Annotated in this window: 18 protein-coding genes; 7 read left to right on the plus strand and 11 right to left on the minus strand. The window is 62.3% G+C overall.

What is annotated here, in order from left to right; genetic code table 11:
• Positions 1-41: 41 nt before the first annotated feature.
• Genes GEMMAAP_RS12205 through GEMMAAP_RS12245 form a run of 9 tightly spaced genes read right to left on the minus strand, consistent with a single transcriptional unit; the run spans position 42 to position 7,965 of the window.
• The gene (locus tag GEMMAAP_RS12205) at positions 42-758 is read right to left on the minus strand and encodes a NuoI/complex I 23 kDa subunit family protein (RefSeq protein ID WP_238588129.1); all 717 of its coding nucleotides are present in this window, start codon (positions 756-758) and stop codon (positions 42-44) included.
• On the minus strand, positions 755-1,915 hold the full coding sequence (locus GEMMAAP_RS12210; RefSeq protein WP_053334082.1) for a complex I subunit 1/NuoH family protein: 1,161 nt from the start codon (positions 1,913-1,915) through the stop codon (positions 755-757). The genes GEMMAAP_RS12205 and GEMMAAP_RS12210 overlap by 4 nt, the downstream gene beginning before the upstream one ends.
• Positions 1,912-3,420, minus strand: a complete 1,509-nt coding sequence (locus GEMMAAP_RS12215) for an NADH-quinone oxidoreductase subunit G (protein ID WP_053334081.1) — start codon at positions 3,418-3,420, stop codon at positions 1,912-1,914. The genes GEMMAAP_RS12210 and GEMMAAP_RS12215 overlap by 4 nt, the downstream gene beginning before the upstream one ends.
• Entirely contained in the window at positions 3,417-4,790 is a 1,374-nt protein-coding gene (nuoF, locus tag GEMMAAP_RS12220) for an NADH-quinone oxidoreductase subunit NuoF (protein ID WP_238588130.1), read from the minus strand. Before nuoF ends, GEMMAAP_RS12215 begins: the two co-directional genes overlap by 4 nt.
• On the minus strand, positions 4,787-5,275 hold the full coding sequence (nuoE, locus tag GEMMAAP_RS12225) for an NADH-quinone oxidoreductase subunit NuoE (protein ID WP_238588131.1): 489 nt from the start codon (positions 5,273-5,275) through the stop codon (positions 4,787-4,789). Before nuoE ends, nuoF begins: the two co-directional genes overlap by 4 nt.
• The gene (nuoD, locus tag GEMMAAP_RS12230) at positions 5,272-6,510 is read right to left on the minus strand and encodes an NADH dehydrogenase (quinone) subunit D (RefSeq protein WP_053334080.1); all 1,239 of its coding nucleotides are present in this window, start codon (positions 6,508-6,510) and stop codon (positions 5,272-5,274) included. The genes nuoE and nuoD overlap by 4 nt, the downstream gene beginning before the upstream one ends.
• Positions 6,494-7,039: an NADH-quinone oxidoreductase subunit C gene (locus GEMMAAP_RS12235; RefSeq protein WP_238588132.1), complete on the minus strand. Its 546-nt coding sequence runs from the start codon at positions 7,037-7,039 to the stop codon at positions 6,494-6,496. The genes nuoD and GEMMAAP_RS12235 overlap by 17 nt, the downstream gene beginning before the upstream one ends.
• 2 nt (positions 7,040-7,041) lie before the next feature.
• The gene (locus tag GEMMAAP_RS12240; protein WP_145979114.1) at positions 7,042-7,596 is read right to left on the minus strand and encodes an NADH-quinone oxidoreductase subunit B; all 555 of its coding nucleotides are present in this window, start codon (positions 7,594-7,596) and stop codon (positions 7,042-7,044) included.
• 3 nt (positions 7,597-7,599) lie between these two features.
• Positions 7,600-7,965, minus strand: coding sequence for an NADH-quinone oxidoreductase subunit A (locus GEMMAAP_RS12245; RefSeq protein WP_026849549.1), 366 nt, complete (start codon positions 7,963-7,965; stop codon positions 7,600-7,602).
• Positions 7,966-8,500: 535 nt separating this feature from the next.
• Here GEMMAAP_RS12245 and GEMMAAP_RS12250 point away from each other — a divergent pair.
• The 6 genes from GEMMAAP_RS12250 (at position 8,501) to GEMMAAP_RS12275 (ending at position 14,390) form a co-directional block, all read left to right on the plus strand.
• Positions 8,501-9,484: a phytoene/squalene synthase family protein gene (locus tag GEMMAAP_RS12250; RefSeq protein WP_145979115.1), complete on the plus strand. Its 984-nt coding sequence runs from the start codon at positions 8,501-8,503 to the stop codon at positions 9,482-9,484.
• A 12-nt stretch (positions 9,485-9,496) separates the two neighbouring features.
• Positions 9,497-10,459: a carotenoid biosynthesis protein gene (locus GEMMAAP_RS12255; protein WP_026849548.1), complete on the plus strand. Its 963-nt coding sequence runs from the start codon at positions 9,497-9,499 to the stop codon at positions 10,457-10,459.
• Positions 10,460-10,588: 129 nt separating this feature from the next.
• On the plus strand, positions 10,589-10,879 hold the full coding sequence (locus tag GEMMAAP_RS12260; RefSeq protein WP_026849547.1) for a hypothetical protein: 291 nt from the start codon (positions 10,589-10,591) through the stop codon (positions 10,877-10,879).
• 44 nt (positions 10,880-10,923) lie between these two features.
• Positions 10,924-12,438 (plus strand): phytoene desaturase, encoded by a 1,515-nt coding sequence (locus GEMMAAP_RS12265; protein WP_053334078.1) that lies wholly within the window; start codon positions 10,924-10,926, stop codon positions 12,436-12,438.
• Between the two features lie 54 nt (positions 12,439-12,492).
• A complete protein-coding gene (gene tig / locus GEMMAAP_RS12270) occupies positions 12,493-13,737 on the plus strand; it encodes a trigger factor (RefSeq protein ID WP_026849546.1) in 1,245 nt (414 codons plus the stop codon).
• A 38-nt stretch (positions 13,738-13,775) separates the two neighbouring features.
• Complete coding sequence (locus GEMMAAP_RS12275) at positions 13,776-14,390, plus strand: ATP-dependent Clp protease proteolytic subunit (RefSeq protein WP_026849545.1); 615 nt, start codon at positions 13,776-13,778, stop codon at positions 14,388-14,390.
• Between the two features lie 70 nt (positions 14,391-14,460).
• Here the strand turns inward: GEMMAAP_RS12275 and GEMMAAP_RS12280 are convergent, their stop codons facing one another.
• Together GEMMAAP_RS12280 and GEMMAAP_RS12285 are read right to left on the minus strand one after the other, a co-directional pair.
• On the minus strand, positions 14,461-15,852 hold the full coding sequence (locus tag GEMMAAP_RS12280; protein WP_026849544.1) for a cytochrome P450: 1,392 nt from the start codon (positions 15,850-15,852) through the stop codon (positions 14,461-14,463).
• 7 nt (positions 15,853-15,859) lie between these two features.
• Positions 15,860-16,609: a hypothetical protein gene (locus GEMMAAP_RS12285; RefSeq protein WP_026849543.1), complete on the minus strand. Its 750-nt coding sequence runs from the start codon at positions 16,607-16,609 to the stop codon at positions 15,860-15,862.
• 280 nt (positions 16,610-16,889) lie between these two features.
• On the opposite strand from GEMMAAP_RS12285, the gene clpX reads away from it, so the two are divergent.
• Positions 16,890-18,152: an ATP-dependent Clp protease ATP-binding subunit ClpX gene (clpX, locus tag GEMMAAP_RS12290; RefSeq protein ID WP_026849542.1), complete on the plus strand. Its 1,263-nt coding sequence runs from the start codon at positions 16,890-16,892 to the stop codon at positions 18,150-18,152.
• The last annotated feature ends 13 nt before the right edge of the window (positions 18,153-18,165 follow it).

Below are 18,165 nucleotides of genomic sequence, written 5' to 3' on the forward strand. Positions count from 1 at the left end.
CACCGCGCTGATGAGCGCCAGGGCGCCGAAGACGGCCAGAATTAGTGCGTTGATGACTCACGCCCCCGCTTCACGCTGTCCCCGAGCTGCAATGGCACCGGTTTCGGCGGATAGGGTTTGGCCACGTCCTTCTCCGGACGCCAGGTCAGCATTTCGTCCATCGTGATCCACATGTTGTAGCGGTCGTCGGAGACCAGGTTCGGAACGTCTTCCTGCATCCGGATCGCGTCTTCCGGGCACGCTTCCACGCACATACCGCAGAACACGCAGCGCGAGTAGTCAATCTCGAAGCGTACCGGAAACTTGGGGTGGGCCGGATCGTCGGGATCGAATCCGGACTCGATCTCGATGACTTTGGCGGGGCACACCGTCGCGCACATGTTGCACGCAATGCATTGCGGCGATCCATCGGGCCGCTGCGTCAGGATGTGCTTCCCGCGGTTGCGAGGCGCGAAATCTCCGCGCTTCTCCTCGGGATAGTACGTGGTCACCGCCCCTCGCCGACCGGTGATCCATTTGAACATGTTCCGGAGGAAGATCCCGCTGGTAATGGCGAGCCCCTTCAGAATCTCCGGCAGATACGCGCGCTCCCACAATGTCATGGTGGGTTCGTTCCAGTACTGCTTCCGCTCGTAGCGAACCACCTTGCGCGGCGCACTCCCCGCGCCGGCTGGCGGCACCGCACCAGGCTGATTGCCGAACGCTGGCCCGGTCACACCCGCCGTTGGCGTTGGGGGATTCTTGATGCCGCGGATCATTGCCCACCTCCTACCAGCCACATCCAGAGTACCGTCACCACGAGATTCGCCAGCGACAAGGGGAGCAACATCTTCCAGGAAAGGCCCAGCATCTGGTCGTAGCGAAAGCGCGGCAGCGTCCAGCGAATCTGGATCTGGATGACGCACAGGAGCGCCACCTTGCCAAGGAACGTGACCAGCTGCAACGGCACCCGCACCGCCTGACTGAGCGCGATCTCGGTCCCTCCCGGCAGGGTGAACCCGGCGTCGGTCATGTACGGCAGGTTGTAGCCGCCGAGGAACAGAGTGGCGAACAGCGCGCCCACGACCGCGATCTGAATGAACTCCGAGAACATGAACAGCCCCAGCTTCATCGCGCTGTACTCCGTGAAATACCCGGCGATCAGCTCCGACTCCGCTTCCGGCAAGTCAAACGGGATGCGCTTGTTCTCGGCGATGGCCGCCGTGAGAAACAGAAAGGCGGCGAACGGCTGGTAGAAGATGCCCCACGCGGGCAGGACCCCGCCGATCGTGCCGGACTGCTGGCGCACAATCTCGCCCAGATTCACACTGCCGTATACGAGAATGAGGCCAAGCACCGTCAGCCCCATGACCAGCTCATAGCTGATCATCTGCGAGCCGGCACGCAATCCGCCCAGCAACGAAAACTTGTTGTCCGACGCCCACCCGGCGAGCATGGCCCCAATGATCCCCAGGCTGCTGAACGCAAAGACCACCAGCAACCCGGCATCAAGATTGGCGATCTGCATGGGATAGGCACGATCGCCAAACCATTGCGACAAGGCCGGAATGAGCTGACCGGGAATGACCGTACCACCAAACGGTACCACCGCGAACACCAGCAGGACTGGTGTGAACACGATGAACGGCGCCAGGAAATAGCCGACCTTGTCGTGCGTGTTCGGCTTGAAGTTCTCCTTGAGGAGCATCTTCAATCCATCAGCCATCCCGTGAAACAACCCGAGCCATACCAGCTTGATATTGGTGAACGGCAGACGGATGTAGGCCCGATTGGCGCCAACACGATCCGCCATGATGGCCGACTGCTTGCGCTCCACCCAGGTCAGCAGCCCGCCAAAGCTCAACAGCATGACGATGGCGTACACGATGAATACCAGCGCCACCGCCAGATCGGGGAGAATGCTTGGCCCGTTCATGCTGGCACTCCGGCCAGCGGCCCAAACAGCTCGGCCGCGTGCGCCACCGGCGCCTTAGGCGCAAAGCAGGCGGAGAACGGCGTGACCGTGCCCTCACAGTTGGTGTAGTGGCCACTTCGTTCCGTCTGGATACTGATCGGCAGAAAGACGTCGGCCGTGCTGTGCGACGGGTGCGCATACGATTCAAGGCGAATGACCTTGGCGCCTGCGGGCAGCTGCTCGGACGCAACGCCCTCGCCCCACACCAGCACGACATCCGCCCCGGCCAGAGCGGAGGCGACATCGTTGGGCAATAAGGGGAAATGCGATACGGCGGCCGTGAGATTCGGATTCTTGTCGGCCTTGATGAGCAGCTGGTCTTCCAATACCTCGCCGACCTGCGGTGCGTGATCGGCTTTGCTATACGCCGTGAGCGTCTTGCCCAACCGGGAGGCGAACGCGGAGGCAAAGGCCGACAACTCTTCGTTGGACCCCCAGCTGGAAACCAGCGCGACCGCGCGGCGCGCGGAGGCCAGCAATGCGGCGGCATTGGCCGTGGCCGTAGCTACCTCCACTCCCTGCCCTCGCATCATGGCCTGCGTGGCTCGGGGCCGCTCGAACAGCTTGGCCAGGTCCCGCCCCTTGTTGCAGATCCACGGCCCGTTCACCGCACTGTTCTCCAGCGGCGTGACCCGTTCGATGCGCACATTGAGCTGCGGATCCAGCGCCTTGAGCGCCCACTCAGGCTTGCGGTGCCAGATGTTCACGCTGCACCCGCGCGAGCATCCCGGGCACACACTCGGCGTCGCCTTGGTGTACCACACGCGGGCGTGATCAAGATTCTCCCGCGAGAGCAACGCCCCCACCGGACAGATGTCGATCACATTGTCCGAATAGGCATCCTCATTGAAGTTGGCGTCTTCGGCCGGACGAATGAGGGCATGGTCGCCACGATAGACGGCAGCCAGCGCATGGGACTCCGAGACCTCGTGCGTAAAGCGCACGCAGCGGGTGCACATGATGCACCGCTCGTTGTCCAGCATGATCCGATCGGACAGCGGATAGAACTTGGTCGCATGGTTCTTCCGATCGCTGGAGAGCGAGGCCTGCCCGTTATGCTCGTAGTGATAGTCCTGCAGGATGCATTCACCGGCTTTGTTGCAGATGCCGCAATCGACCGGATGATTGAGCGTGATGAACTGCATCGTGTCGCGACGCAGATTCTTCACCGTATCCGTTTCCGTCAGCACCCGCATGCCGGCGGTTACGGGCATGTTGCACCCGATATCAAACCACGGATCGCCAGCATCCTGCTCCACTTCCACCATGCAGATACGGCAATTGCCGGGAACGGAGAGTTCCGGGTGCCAGCAGAAGTGCGGAATGCTTACGCCAGCCCGTTGAGCCGCCTGAATGACGGACTCCCCCTGATACGCCGTACACGGCTCCCCGTTGATGAAGAACTCCAGGGTCTTGGCCGTGTTCACGGGTTCGTTATTCCCCCGCCGCCGCAGTGCGTCGCTCATACGGCAACCCCATGGTACAAGGGCGCGGGCACCGCGCCGTCGAACGGATCGTCCACGGCGAGTCGGCCATCAAACATGGAGCGACCGTTCAGGATGTAGTACTCGAATTCTTCGCGATAATGATCGAGAATGGCCGTGCAGGCATATCCCGCCGAGTCGCCAAGACTGCAGATGGTGGTGCCGTCGTTGGCGTTCGAGATGCGATACAGCCGATCGATGTCTTCCGGCCGCCCTTCCCCGCGCACGATGCGATCGAGAATGCGTTCCATCCACCCCATGCCTTCCCGGCATGGCGTGCACTGTCCGCAGGACTCATGGTGATAAAACCGCTGGATGACGCGGGCGAGGCGTACCATGCAGGTGCCCTCGGCTACGGCGATCATGCCACCGGACCCCAATTGCGATCCCGCGGCCACGGCACTGTTGTGGTCGAGCGTGACGCCCTTGATCTCCTGGGCGTTGAGAATCTTGGTGGAGACGCCCCCCGGAATGATGCACTTGAGCGCTTTACCACCTTGCATGCCTCCGCAGTCCTCGTAGAGGAACTTCTCCCACGAGTAGCCATACTCCACTTCATAGACTCCCGGCCGCGCGATGTGTCCGGAAATGGAGATCATTTGCGTGCCGGGGCTCTTGGGAGTGCCGGTCTTCTTGAACTCCACCGCGCCCAGATTCAGGATGACCGGCACGTTGGCCAGCGTTTCCACGTTGTTCACGACGGTGGGCTTCTGGTAGAGCCCTTTCACCGTGAGCCGAGGCGGGCGGTTACGCGGCCAGCCCTTGCGCCCTTCCAGCGACGCCAGCATCGCGGAGGCCTCGCCGCACACATACGACCCGGCGCCGCGGTAAACCACGACATCGAGGGAATACGCGGTCCCCAGAATGTTCTTGCCAAGAAGCCCGGCCTCGTACGCTTCGTCCACCGCGGCCTGAATGCGACGGAACGGCAGATCAAACTCGCCGCGAATGTAGATGAACGCGTGGCGGCCACCAATCGCATACGATGCCAGGATCAGCCCTTCCAGACACAGGTGCGGCGTGTATTCAAGGATCCAGCGATCCTTGAACGTCCCGGGCTCTCCTTCATCGGCGTTCATGCAGACAAAGTGATCTTCGCCATCGTTGGGCTTGATGACGCCCCACTTGCGTCCGGCGGGGAACGCAGCCCCACCGTGTCCGAGCAATCCCGCGGCCAGCACTTCCTTGGTCACATCGGCTGGCTGCAGCTCTTTCAGTGCCTTTTCAAGCGCCTGATATCCCCCACGCGCACGGTAGTCGTGGAGCGAATGCGATTGCTCCGTGGGTGGGAAGTTCATGAAGAACTTTCGCCCCGACAACTCCGGCATGGGATAGGTGGCGGGTGACGTCACTTGGTCAGTTCCTCGAGCAAGGCGTCCACGGCAGCCGGCGTGAGATTCTCATGGTACGCCTCGTTCACCATCATCATGGGAGCGGTGCCGCAGGAGGCGAGGCACTCGGCGGTACTCACGGTGAACTTGCCGTCGGGCGTGGTTTCGCCGGGCTGAATGCCGAGCCGACCGCACAAATATTTGAGCAGTCCGTCGGCCCCCCGCAGCGAGCACGACACGTTGTGGCAGACCTGCAGATGGTGGTGCCCCAGAGGCGTACGCGTGAACATGGTGTAGAAGCCGAGGACTTCGTCCACCTGCGTTCGGGGCACGCCCAGGTAGGCCACCAGTTCATCGATATCGCTGTCGGCGATGTACCCGCGCTCTTCCTGGATACGGCGCAAACAGGGAATGGTCAGGGATCCCTCGAAGCCGGCGGGGTAACGTTCCTTCCACCGCTCGAATTCGGGAATGAGATGCTGAATGTTGTTCATCGGACCCGTCATCGATCGCACTCGCCGCCAATCATGTTCACCGACCCGAACGTGGTGACGATATCGGCAAGTTGATAGCCGTTGAGCATGGTGTGCACGCCACCCATGTGCACAAAGCTGGGAGAGCGGACGTGCACTTTGTGCGGCTGGCCGTCACCAGTGCTCACGATATAAAACCCGAGTTCTCCATTGGCGCCTTCGTGCGCCAGATAGATATCACCGGCCGGTACCACCGGGCCTTCCATCACCAGCTTGAAGTGATTGATGAGCGATTCGATTTCGGTGTACACGAGGGCCTTGTCGGGAAACACACACCGACGGTCATCCACCATGATGGGGCCCTCGGGAATCATCTCGAGCAGTTGACGCACCATGTACACCGACTCGTCCATCTCGCGCATCCGGACATAGTAGCGATCGTAGTTGTCGCCATTGATGCCAACCGGCACGTCAAAATCGAGTTCGCCGTACGCGAGATAGGGCGTGTCCTTGCGCAGATCGCGAGGCACCCCCGTAGAGCGCAGAATAGGCCCGGTGAAGCCCCAGTGCAGGGCGTCCTTCGTGCTGATCACGCCCACGTTCCGCATGCGGTCAATGAAGATGCGGTTGCGGTCTACCAGGCCATGCACGCGTTCGATGTACTGCTCGTATTCGCCCAGAATCTCTTCGAGACGTTTGAACCAGCCAGCCGGCACATCAAACGCCAGTCCGCCAATGCGTCCATAGGAGTAGGTCACTCGCGCGCCCGTCAGGGCGGCGAGATGCTCGTACATCGAGTCACGCACCGTGACGAGATACAGGAACGCCGTGAGCGCGCCCAGTTCCATGAGCTGCGCCGCCACACAGGTGAGGTGGTCGGCCACCCGATTGTATTCGGCGAGCAGCGTGCGCAGATACTTGGTACGCGGCGTGATCTCGATGCCCATGAGCTGCTCCACCGCATCGCAATAGGCGAAGTTGTTGATCAGCGCAGAGCAGTAGTTCAGGCGGTCAACGTACGGGATGAGGTTGTGCCAGGTGTGATCCTCGCACTCCTTTTCGAATCCACGATGCAGATAGCCGCAGTGCACGTCAGTGCGCACGACTTTCTCGGCGTCCAGCTCGGCGATGATCTGCACGGTGCCGTGCGTCGCCGGATGGGAGGGGCCGATGTTGACCACGGTGGTGTCATCACGGGAAGCCGTGAAGACAGCCTGCACCGGATTCGCGATCGGCGGCTGGAGGATGGGCTCAGCGGACAAGGGCACTCTGTGGCGGACGGTACGGCACGAGCGGCTGCTCCTTCTGCTTCGGATAGTCCTTGCGCAGGGGGTGGCCCACGAATCCTTCGTACAGGAGAATGGGACGGAGATCGGGATTGCCCCGGAACACGATGCCATACATGTCATGGCACTCGCGCTCCATATAGCCCGCCGATCCATAAAGCGACGTCAGGGACTCCACCGTGGGGTCGCTCTCCGGCACGCGGATCTTGAGTCGGACCCGTGCCTTGTGCGTGGTGGAATAGAAGTGATGCACGACCTCAAAGCGGAGTGCCTCACCCGGCCAGTCCACGGCCGTCACGTCGAGAAACAGATCAAACGTGAACTCGTCGCGGAGACGCTGCGCCAAAGGCAGCAGCGCCGCCGGCGTGATGGCCAGCACCAGCACGCCATGCTGCACCCCCAGTGAGCGCACCGGCGGTGTCGTTGCGTCTGCTGCCGCCGTGGTGGACGCCGCGTCGGCATCCGCCGGGACCAGCTGCTGTTGCAGCAGTTCAAAGATCGGGGCGGTCACGATCAGAATTGTTCGTTGATGATAGGATGTCGCCCGTTGGCGATCTTCTCCTGCAACCGCATGATGCCATCGATGACCATCTCGGGCCGAGGCGGACAACCCGGGACGTAGATGTCCACGGGAATGATGCGATCGATCCCCGGCAGCGAGGCATAGTTCTGGTAGAAGCCGCCCGTACTGGCACAGACCCCGAATGCCATGACCCATTTGGGTTCACACATCTGCTCGTACACCTTGAGCAGAATGGGCGCCTGCTTCTGCGTCACGGTCCCGACCACCATCAGCAAGTCGGCCTGTCTGGGTGAGAAGCGCGGGAGCGCGGCACCGAAGCGATCGGTGTCGTAGTTGGACGAGCTGACGGCCATGAATTCCATGGCGCAGCAGGCTGTTACGAATGGATAGGGAAAGAGCGAGAACTTGCGGGCCCAGCCAACCAGTTCGTCTTTCCGGGTGGTCAGGTACTCGAACGTGGCCGCCTTGGCCTGAGGCTCAACGGCGGGACCGGTCGAGACAGCCCGTCCGGCCGCATCGACAATGGGGAGGCGCTTCCCGTACATCGACTACTCCGTCACCGCTTCGAGGATGCGCGCCTTGTAGACGTAGAGCAGGCACAGCACCAGCAAAGCCGTAAACAAGAAGAACGTGAACACCATGAACCCTGAGAGCGGCCGTGCGCCCAGGGTCCAGATGAACAGAAACATCGTTTCGAGATCGAACAGCAGAAACGCGATCGCCACCGCGTAATACTTGATGGGGACCGCTTTGACGTTGAGGATATCCACGGGCGTCGCGCCACACTCGAAGGGTTCGAGCTTGGTGGACGTCGCGGCGGGCTTGGGGCCCAACAACGCGTTCAGGGTCAGCGCCAGGCCGACAAAGCCGACGATGGCGGAGAGATACAGCAGAAACGTGATATACGGCGTCATCGAGCAGGCACTGGGGAGTCGGGCCTGGTACTTGGCGGGAATGACAAAGGGCTGCGCCCGGGATCCCGAATGGTAATGGGGTGTACCGGTCGGCAAGCTGATCTGCCAGATCCGCCAACGTGAACCCGGGGACAGCCTCCGTCAAGCGGCATCGCTCGGCGGCCACTGCCCGCGGGAAGCAGAACAGAGGCGGGTGGACCGAATTGAGGGCATCGGGGAATGCCCGACCTCGAGGTCGTACCTGCCTAACGGCTCCCCGTCGCCCGACGCTGAGCCCTGACTGCCACACTATTGTCACAAAAAGTTGACAGACAAGGTGTCAGCCTATGTTGACAGTTGGACCAAGCGGTCGCAGGTTCATTATTATGCCCTGTGTCCTACCGCGACCCTGCCATAATCCGCAGGAACCCGAGGCGGCGTCCGGCGTTAAGCTCGTGCCGGACGGCTCATCCGATTCCGCGTCCATGTGTGTGCCATCCTCATCCCTGCCTCACATCGCTTCGATGAAATCTCGGCGTCTCCCGAGTTCGGTGGCATGATCGCACCCGCTTCGCTCAACGATGCGGCGGAGTGCGCCCGTATCACCATGGCTCATGCCCGCACCTTTTCGCTGGCCAGCAAGCTGCTGCCCCCAGAGAAGCGTCGTGCGGCTTATGCCCTGTACGCATTCTGCCGCGTCGCTGACGACTTGGTCGATCAGGCGGATCACGACAATCTCGGCGCGTTACGGATCGAGCTCGACGGCTACCGTGATCAGTTGCAGGCGGCCCTTGATGGGCGCCCGGCTGGCCCGATTTTTCGTGAAATGGCGTGGGTCACCCGGGCCTACGATGTGGCGCCGGATCCCCTGTTCGAATTGCTGGATGGGGTGGGGCGCGACCTCGAAGCGCACACCTACGCCACGTGGCCTGAGCTTGAGCAGTACTGCGAAGGGGTGGCCAGTTCGGTGGGTGAGATGTGCACCTACGTCTTTGGCGTACCGGCCGGGCCCGCCATGCGTACCAAGGCAATCCAGTATGCGCGTACCCTTGGCACCGCCATGCAACTCACCAATATCCTGCGGGATGTGGGTGAAGATGCCCACCGCGGGCGCTGCTACCTGCCGGCCGAGGACATGGCCCGCTTCGGACTGACCGCCCAGGACGTGCTGTCCCGCGACCCGTCGCTGGCGCGGAATCCGTCGTGGGCCAAGCTCATGGCCTTCGAGGTGAGCCGCGCCCGCGCGCTGTATGCAGCGGCCATGCCGGGCATTGCCCTGTTGGAAGCGGATGCCCAGCGGTGTGCGGCGGCCTGCGCCAACGGCTATGCCGGTATTCTGTCCGCGATCGAGGCACAGGGCTACGACACCATTTCGTCGCGGGCGCGAATCGGCCGCCTGGCGCGCGTGGGCATCCTGTGGAATGCGTGGCGCTATCGTGCGCCCACGCCCGACCTGTCGGCGCTGGGCCACGGCCCGCGCATCGTGTGGGAACCCAACACCGCGTCGTCCAACGCCGACGCGCTCGTCCGTCTCGCCTGAGGTGCAGTAGGTATGACCCCTTATACGGATCTGCAGGACACCTCGAAGTCGACGCTGTTCAAGATCGCCTCGATCACGCTGCTGGGCCATCTGTTCTTCAGCGCGTTTTCGGCGTTCGCCTTCGCGACCTTTCTCCTCCCGCCCTATCCGGACTGGCTCCAGGAACCCCAGAACCAGAAGGTGATGGCCATGGGGTACGCGTACGGGGGCGCCACGACGGTGACGCTGGGCGCCATCTCCGGCCTCGCGTTTCTGGCGTACGCCGTGGGCATGCGGAAGGCATTGATTACCTTCGGCATCTCTTTTGTGCTGGCCTTTACGTCGGAGTACGCAGGCACGGTCACCGACTATCCGTTCGGCGCGTACGAGTACACCAGTCAGCTTGGCTACAAGTTGTTTGAACGCGTGCCGTTCAACATCCCGACGTCGTGGTTCTACATGCTGGTCGCCTCGCTGGCCATTTGCGGGCGCTTCCTGCCGGCCAAGGATGACAACACGTCGAAGTGGTGGTGGGCCTTCGTCGGCGGCGTAGTGCTCACGCTGTGGGATGTGTCGATGGACCCGGCGATGGTGAAGACCAATCACTGGTTTTGGCAGATCGGCGATCTCTCCAACCGGAGCGCCTTCGAGCAGGCGATCGGCAACCCGATCTTCTTCGGCATGCCAATCACCAACTGGCTGGGGTGGCTCCTCACCGGAATCATCGTAGCCCGCGTAATGCTCATGGTCATCCCGCCGTCGGAATGGGTGGCCAAGGTGTCCCCGCACCGCCTCCCGATTGCGCTGTACGCCATCAACGGCCTGCTGCCGCTGGCGATCTGCTTCCGCTGGGACATGGTCCCGGCCGGCGTGCTCGGAACCATTGCCATGGTGGTGCCGCTCTGGGCGGCGCTTCGCAACGACCCCGCGCCGCTGACCAGCCTTGGCACCGCTCCGTTGAGCCGGGTTGGCGACGGCGCGCTCAGTTCCCGATAACCATAGACTGGGCAGTCTGTACCAGAACGGCCGGGCCCCAGCCCGGCCGTTTGCAATTCGTCCACGACCCCATAGGGGTTTTCCGGGCACACAGCACGATTGGTGTGCGTTAGCCTTTACGACTGCGGTATGGATCGCCTCGTTCCCATCTTCGATTCCGATGCACTGCCCATCGGCATTCTCGTCCTCATTGCGGTAGAGGCGCTGGTGCTGGTGATCTGGCAGCGGCGCAACCCCGACTCGGTGCTGGGGCGGCCCAACATCGCCCGCATTGTTTCGTTTCTTGGCGCCGGCGGTTCGCTCGTGGCGGCCATGATCTTTCATCGTCGTCCCGATCCGTCACCCGAGGGGTTTGCCGTTGCGATGTTGTGCGCAATGGTCATTCACCTCTGGCACATTGCCGTCCTGCTGAAGCGTTAAGCACGCATCCCGCAGGCGTCACGATCCCTCAGAGCACTTCGGTTATGCGCATTGTTGTCATCGGTAGCGGATTTGGCGGCCTCGCCGCCGCCATTCGCCTGCAGGCCCAGGGGCACCAGGTCACGATTGTCGAGAAGCTCGACAAGGCGGGCGGCCGTGCCTACGTCTTCGAACAGGACGGTTTCAGCTTCGACGCCGGTCCCACCATCATCACGGCGCCGTGGGTGCTGGACGAACTGTTCGCACTGACCGGGAAGAAAACCGAGGACTACATCAAGCTGGTGCTGCTGAATCCGTTTTACAACATCCGGTTCGAAGACGGGTCGGTGTTCCACTACAACGGTGACAAGGAAGACCTCGTTCGTCAGGTGGGCGAATTCTCGCCGCGTGACGTGCAGGGCTACCAGCGGTTCCGTGAAAAAGCGTGGGACATTTTCAACACCGGCATGTCGCTCATCGACAAGCCGTTCCTGACGATGGGTTCGATGTTGCGCGTCGTGCCCGATCTCATTCGCATGCGCGCCGATGTCTCCGTGGCGGGGCTGGCCGGGAAATACATCAAGGACGAGCGCCTGCGGCAGGTCTTCTCCTTCCACCCACTCCTGGTGGGCGGCAATCCGTTTCGTTCGTCCAGCGTGTACGCACTCATCCACAAGCTGGAACAGCAGTGGGGCGTGATGTTTGCCATGGGAGGCACGGGTGCACTCGTGCGCGCCCTGGTGCAGGCCTTCGAAGATCTTGGCGGCGAGATTCGCTACGAAAGCGAAGTGCAGGAAATCCTGGTGGACGAGAAGCGTCGGGCCAGTGGCGTGAAGCTCAAGAATGGGCAGCAACTCAAGTCTGATGCGGTGGTGTGCAACGGAGATCTCGCACAGGCGTACCGCACGTTGCTGCCACCAGCCGTGCGTCCCAGCATGCCCAACCGGAAGGTGGAGAACCTGCGCCACAGCATGTCGCTGTTCGTCATCTACTTCGGCACCAACCGCAAGTATGACAACATCGCGCACCATGAGATCATCATGGGCCCGCGCTACAAGCATCTGCTCGAAGACATCTTCGAAAAGAAGATTCTGTCCGACGATTTCTCGTTGTACCTGCACCGCCCGACTGCCACCGACCCGTCGCTGGCGCCGCCGGGGCACGATTGCTGGTACGTGCTCTCCCCCGTGCCGCATCTGGGGAGCAATACCGACTGGGAAGCGGTGAGCCAGCGTTACCGCGATCGCATCATGCAGTACCTCGAAGATCGCTACGTGCCCGACCTGCAGAAGCACATCGTGACCGAACGCCGCATCGACCCGCGCTATTTCGAATCCACGCTCAACAGCTACATGGGCAGCGCCTTCGGTCCCGAGCCAGTGCTCACGCAGTCGGCCTACATGCGCCCGCACAACCAGAGCAAGGACATCCCGAACCTGTATTTCTGTGGCGCCGGCACCCACCCGGGAGCTGGCCTCCCCGGCGTGATTTCCTCGGGCAAGATCGTGGCCGAGCTGATTGGGGGGGTCCCCGCCAAACGGGCGGCGCCCTCCCCTGCCCCCACCCTGCAGCCGGTGTAATCGCTGCCCGGTGGGGGTCTACTTCCGCTCCCTTCCCCCACTAGATTGTTCGGGATGAACATCACAATCACTCCGACCGAGACCGCTGGTGTCTCGCGGCGCCTGCAGATCACGGTGCCGGCCGACACCGTGGCATCCTACGAAGACCAGGCGGCGCGCAAGTACGCGACGCAGGTCCGCCTGCCGGGCTTCCGTCCCGGCAAGGCCCCGCCATCCATGGTGCGCAAGAAGTTTCCCGAGGCCGTGCGCCAGGAAGCCATTGAGCTCGTGATCAACGAGGCCTTCCGCGAAGCGATCGAACGCGAAGGGCTCAAGCTCGCCGCGCAGCCGCATGTGCACGACGTCAAGGCCGAGCCCGGCCAGGCGCTCGAGTTCGAACTGCACTGCGAAGTGCGTCCGGAACTGGCCCTCGACAAGCTCGACGGTTTTGCCGTGACGCGCACCGAAACGGCCGTCACCGACGAGCTGATCGAAGAGCAAATCGAACGCCTGCGCGAACAGAAGGCGGAGTGGACGCCGGTGGAAGACAAGGCCGCGGAAGGTGACATGGTCACCGTGCTGCTTTCCACCGCCGAAGCAGACGGTTCGCTTCCCGAGGGCAAGGAATACCGCCTCGTGCTCGGCGGCGGTCAGGCCATTGCCGGGATCGAAGAGCTGGTCATGGAAACGGCCCCTGGCGCCACCAACGAGAAGTCGGTGCGCTGGCCCGATGATTTCCCCGACGAGACGCAGCGCGGCGTGTCCAAGCTGGTGCGGGTCGTTGTCAAGGACGTCAAGCGCAAGGCGCTGCCGGCGCTCGACGACGCCTTCGCTCGCGAAATCGGCGACTTCGACACCATCGACGCCCTGCGCGCCGCCGTGCGTGTGGACATGGGTGAGCACAGCAAGCGCGAGTCGGATGCCGACGTGCGCGGCCAGCTCATCAAGCAGATCGTCGAGGCCAACCCGTTTGACGTGCCCAAGGCGTGGGTCATGCAACTGGTGGACGGGTACATGCAGATGTACGGCGTGCCCGACGCCCAGAAGCAGACGTTTGCCAAGGAATTCATGCCGATGGCCGAGAATCAGGTGCGTCGTGACCTGATCATCGACACCATTGCTGAACGTGAGTCTCTCGCCGCCAGCGCGGCCGAAGTGGACGCACGCGTGGAAGATCTGGCCAAGGCCCGGAACGCCGATCCCGGTCAGGTGTACGCGCAGCTCCAGAAGCAGGGAAAGCTCCAGGAAATTGAACGCGAAGTGACCGAAGAGCGCGTGTTCGCCTGGTTGCTCGAGAAGAATCCCGTGACGGCGGCGTAAGCCTCCGTCTCCGCAGTTACCCGTAAGGAGAACGAAGCATGGCATCGATCTACATGCCGTACATCATCGAGCGCTCGAGCCGTGGCGAGCGCACGTATGACATCTTCTCGCGCCTGTTGATGGATCGCATCGTGTTCCTCGGCTCGCCGATCAACGACGACGTCGCGAACATCATCATTGCGCAGATGCTCTTCCTCGAGGCGGACAACCCCGAGAAGCCCATTCACCTGTACATCAACTCCCCGGGTGGCTCGGTCTCGGCCGGCCTCGCGATGTACGACACGATGCAGTTCATCAAGGCCCCCGTGCACACCACGTGCATGGGTATGGCGGCTTCCATGGGCGCGTTCCTGCTCTGCGCCGGCGCCGCCGGTCACCGCAGCGCGCTTCCGCACAGCCGCATCATGATTCACCAGCCGTCGCAGAACGGTGGCGGTGGCTCGGCGTCGGACATTGAGATTCAGGCCAAGGAAATCCTGTATCTCCGTTCGAAGATGAACGAACTCATGGCCAAGCACACCAACCGTCCGGTGGAGCAGATTGAGCGCGACACGGATCGTGACCGCTTCATGAGCGCCGAAGATGCCAAGGTGTACGGTCTGGTGGACAACGTCATTCAGCATCAGGCGGAACTGGTTCCGGCCACCAAGTAACACCGTACGACCTCGCGACAACGAGGCAAACACAACGGCCCCGCACTGTTCGTGCGGGGCCGTTGTGTCGTTAGCGGGCGGTCACCCGCATCTGGATTTCCGTTGCCGGCCTGGTGGTGAGGCGGGCGTACGGCCGCACCGTCTCCGGATGCAGTGTGGTGAAGTCAAACCGGCGCACCAGCCGGGCGATGATCAGCGCCGTTTCAATGGTGGCGAACGCGGCCCCTACACAAATGCGCGGCCCGGCGCCGAACGGCAGGTACGAACCTGGCACCTGCTTCGATTCCCGCTCCGGAAGAAACCGGTCGGGATCAAAACGGTCCGGCATATCCCACAGCTTTTCGTGTCGATGCATGCTCCACGGCGCAATCATGAGCATGGTTCCGCGCTTGACCTTGCGGCCGTCGATCTCCGTGTCCTTGCCGGCCACACGCGGCAGAAACGTAATGGGCGGGTAGAGGCGCAGCACTTCGCGGAAGAAATTGCGAACAAATGGCAGACGCTTCGTGTGCTCAAGCAGCACGGGACCGTCACCCACAACCTCCGCTACCTCGGCGCGAATGCGGGCGGCGAGATCGGGACGTTGCGACAGAATGAAAAACGCCCAGGTCAAGGAACTCGCCGTGGTCTCGTGCCCAGCCAGGAAGAACACCCCCAGCTGGTCGATCAGCCCTTCCCGATCGAAGGGCTCACCCGTTTCGGCGTCGCGCGCCTCGAGAATGGCCCCGGCGATATCGTCGAACTCCGGGTGCTTGAGGCGTTCATCGAGCATGGTACCCAGATGCATGCGAATGCGGGCGCAGGCCTTCCGCACAGGCTCCGGCTGCTGGTGCGGCGACCAGGGCCTGTCCCACAGCATGCGCTTGATATCGATGCTCCCCACCTGCCGTTCGAAGCGCATGAAGTCATCAAAGACCTCCTGCGACGCTTCGCCTCCCAGCGGCACCGAGAAGATCGTGCGCGTAATGACATCGGCCGTGAGGTGGCTCATGGCGGCATCAAGTGAAAACGGCTGCGCACCGGCGGCCTGCTCTTCCAACCGATGCTCGTAGTCGTCTACCGCAGCCGCCATGAAGTCGAAGGCGCGATTGATGCGCATATGCGAGAACGCGGGGTCCACCATCTTCCGCTGCCGCCGCCAGGTATCGCCACTGGTGACGAACATGGAGTTCCCCACGAGATCTTCCAACGCCTCCACGAACAGGTCGTTCTTGGGGAAGGTGTCGTGGTCGGTGAGAATGCGGTTCACCCAGACCGGATCGTTGACGAGCAGGATCCCCCGCCGGGTGTAGCCAAGAGGGGTGATCATCTCGCGATAGGCGAGATCCGGCAAAAGGCTGAGCAGGTCCTTTTCCCGGCGCCACATGAGGCGCAACAGTGAAGGAACCGGTGGGCGCGGCGTAGGCGCCGGCGGGCGCCAGAGAGGCCCCGGAGCCGTTGAATCCGGTTGGGGAGGGGTCACGGGTGTCTCAGGCCTTGCTGGTCGCGCCAGCCGGTGCAGAGCGCGGCCGGCGGAAGGCCAGGCGCAGACGTGTCTGCTGGTAGATGATGATCACCAATCCCACACCGAGTGGGATGGCCCACATTTTGGGATTGAGCGCGTTGCCGGGGTTGAGCCGCACAAAACCGAACGCCATGAATGCGGTATACACGGAGATACCGGACCCCACGATGCTCTTGATGTGCTCCAGCTGGTACGCAATGCGACTGGGCTCAGGGGTATAGATGAACCACAGATTGGTCAGCCCCGACGCAATGCCCACCAGCGAGAAGCCCATCATGAGCGTCTCATTGATGAGCCACCCCCGATAGGCGCACACGAGGGCGGCAAAGATCGTGAACACGTTCAGGGACACATTGGCCCAGTGCCGGTTGGCCGGGTGGTTCTTCTTGTTCCGGATGGTGGCGATCCCATGCCAGACCAGATGGATGGTCATGATGGCGAGGTACAGCATCATCCAACCAAAAATCCCCTCAATCCGCGACTGGGGCCAATTGAGCGCCACCTGTTTGGGGTGGGTGACGATGGGGGACAGCAGGGTGGTACTTGCCATGCCAATGGCCATGCTGGCGGTCACCAACATGAGCCGGGCATACCATTCCCCGAACTTCCGGTGGGTCGGGCTCCCCTTTTTCCCAAGCACGGGGATCCAAAAGAGGAGCAACCCCACCGCGCCGGTGGTGACATGGACGAACAAGAAGCCTTCAAAGGGCCACATACGGAACCTTTGGTACCCTGTGACGGGGTGCGGGGTAAAACGGGGGAGGGGACAAAGTGGGGCGGCCCGGTCGGTAACGCCATCGTGAAGCCCCTGACACCAACTTGACCCGGCTCGTGTTTTTCCGGGAGGGTGCCGACACTCTCAAGGAAGCCGTTTCGCTTGACCCTGCGTAGCCTGCGGGGTTAACTCTACCATCCGTGCAGCCGTGTCGCGCTGCATGTCCCAATGCTGTGCGGGGCCTGCCTGAGACCCCGTCCGCTCACCGTACCGGATCGCCATGTCCCACGACAAGCATCTGCGCTGCTCTTTTTGCGGAAAGTCCAAGGACGCCGTCCGGAAGTTCATTTCGGGGCCCTCGGTCTATATCTGCAACGAGTGCATTGCCCTCTGCAACGAAATTCTCGCCGAGGACGAAGAACGCGAGGTCGCGGAATCGATCACGCAGGTTCCTACCCCGCGTGAGATCAAGAACATCCTCGATTCGTACGTCATCGGACAGGATCAGGCCAAGAAGGCGTTGTCGGTGGCGGTATACAACCACTACAAGCGCATCAACGCCGCCGGCACGGCCCGCGAAGACGATGTGGAGCTGGACAAGTCCAACATCTTGCTCATCGGGCCCACCGGCACCGGCAAGACGCTGTTGGCACAGACCCTGGCCCGTATCCTCGACGTGCCGTTTACCATTGCCGATGCGACCACGCTGACCGAAGCGGGGTACGTGGGCGAGGACGTGGAGAACATTCTGGTGCGGCTGCTGCAGGCGGGCGACTTCAATGTCGCCGAATGCGAGCGCGGCATCGTCTACATCGACGAAATCGACAAAATCGCGCGGAAGTCGGAGAACCCGAGCATTACGCGCGACGTGTCGGGTGAAGGGGTGCAGCAGGCGCTGCTCAAGATTCTTGAGGGCACCGTCGCCAGCGTCCCGCCGCAGGGCGGCCGCAAGCACCCGCAGCAGGAATACATCCAGATCAACACCAAGGACATCCTGTTCATCTGCGGTGGCGCCTTCGATGGGCTCGAAAAGATCATCGAAGCCCGCACGGGCAAGCGTCAGCTCGGCTTTGATGCCAAGAAGGGCGACAGCAAGGTGGTCTCGATCAAGCAGACCACTCCCAAGACGCCGTTTGCCGAAGTGGAGCCGGACGACCTGCTCCGGTTTGGGATCATCCCCGAGTTGGTGGGCCGCCTGCCGGTGTGCGTGCCGCTCGAGGCGCTCGACGAGGATACGCTCGTGAGCATTCTCAAGGAACCGAAGAACGCGTTGACCAAGCAGTATCAGCGCCTCTTCGACCTCGAGGAAGTGAAGATCACGTTTGAGGAATCGGCGCTGCGCGCGGTGGCCGCCAAGGCTCTCAAGCGCGGTACCGGGGCGCGCGGCCTGCGCGCCATTCTTGAGGAAACACTCCTCGACACCATGTTTGAACTGCCGACCCGCGACGACGTCGTGGAGGTCCGGGTGACGGAAGCGTCGGTACAGCACGGCGGTCCCCCGCTCCTCGAAATCGCGCCCAAGCGGCAGAAGAAGGAAGCCTGAGTACGCAACGCAC

The organism is Gemmatimonas phototrophica, assembly GCF_000695095.2.
In the GTDB taxonomy this organism is placed as follows: domain Bacteria; phylum Gemmatimonadota; class Gemmatimonadetes; order Gemmatimonadales; family Gemmatimonadaceae; genus Gemmatimonas; species Gemmatimonas phototrophica.

Bases quoted from the DNA above. Each gene is read 5' to 3' on its own strand.
- GEMMAAP_RS12205 (WP_238588129.1), bottom strand. From the start codon at position 758: ATGATCCGCGGCATCAAGAATCCCCCAACGCCAACGGCGGGTGTGACC.
- GEMMAAP_RS12210 (WP_053334082.1), bottom strand. From the start codon at position 1,915: ATGAACGGGCCAAGCATTCTCCCCGATCTGGCGGTGGCGCTGGTATTC.
- GEMMAAP_RS12215 (WP_053334081.1), bottom strand. From the start codon at position 3,420: ATGAGCGACGCACTGCGGCGGCGGGGGAATAACGAACCCGTGAACACG.
- nuoE (WP_238588131.1), bottom strand. From the start codon at position 5,275: ATGACGGGTCCGATGAACAACATTCAGCATCTCATTCCCGAATTCGAG.
- GEMMAAP_RS12240 (WP_145979114.1), bottom strand. From the start codon at position 7,596: ATGTACGGGAAGCGCCTCCCCATTGTCGATGCGGCCGGACGGGCTGTC.
- GEMMAAP_RS12245 (WP_026849549.1), bottom strand. From the start codon at position 7,965: ATGACGCCGTATATCACGTTTCTGCTGTATCTCTCCGCCATCGTCGGC.
- GEMMAAP_RS12250 (WP_145979115.1), top strand. From the start codon at position 8,501: ATGATCGCACCCGCTTCGCTCAACGATGCGGCGGAGTGCGCCCGTATC.
- GEMMAAP_RS12255 (WP_026849548.1), top strand. From the start codon at position 9,497: ATGACCCCTTATACGGATCTGCAGGACACCTCGAAGTCGACGCTGTTC.
- GEMMAAP_RS12260 (WP_026849547.1), top strand. From the start codon at position 10,589: ATGGATCGCCTCGTTCCCATCTTCGATTCCGATGCACTGCCCATCGGC.
- GEMMAAP_RS12265 (WP_053334078.1), top strand. From the start codon at position 10,924: ATGCGCATTGTTGTCATCGGTAGCGGATTTGGCGGCCTCGCCGCCGCC.
- tig (WP_026849546.1), top strand. From the start codon at position 12,493: ATGAACATCACAATCACTCCGACCGAGACCGCTGGTGTCTCGCGGCGC.
- GEMMAAP_RS12275 (WP_026849545.1), top strand. From the start codon at position 13,776: ATGGCATCGATCTACATGCCGTACATCATCGAGCGCTCGAGCCGTGGC.
- GEMMAAP_RS12285 (WP_026849543.1), bottom strand. From the start codon at position 16,609: ATGTGGCCCTTTGAAGGCTTCTTGTTCGTCCATGTCACCACCGGCGCG.
- clpX (WP_026849542.1), top strand. From the start codon at position 16,890: ATGTCCCACGACAAGCATCTGCGCTGCTCTTTTTGCGGAAAGTCCAAG.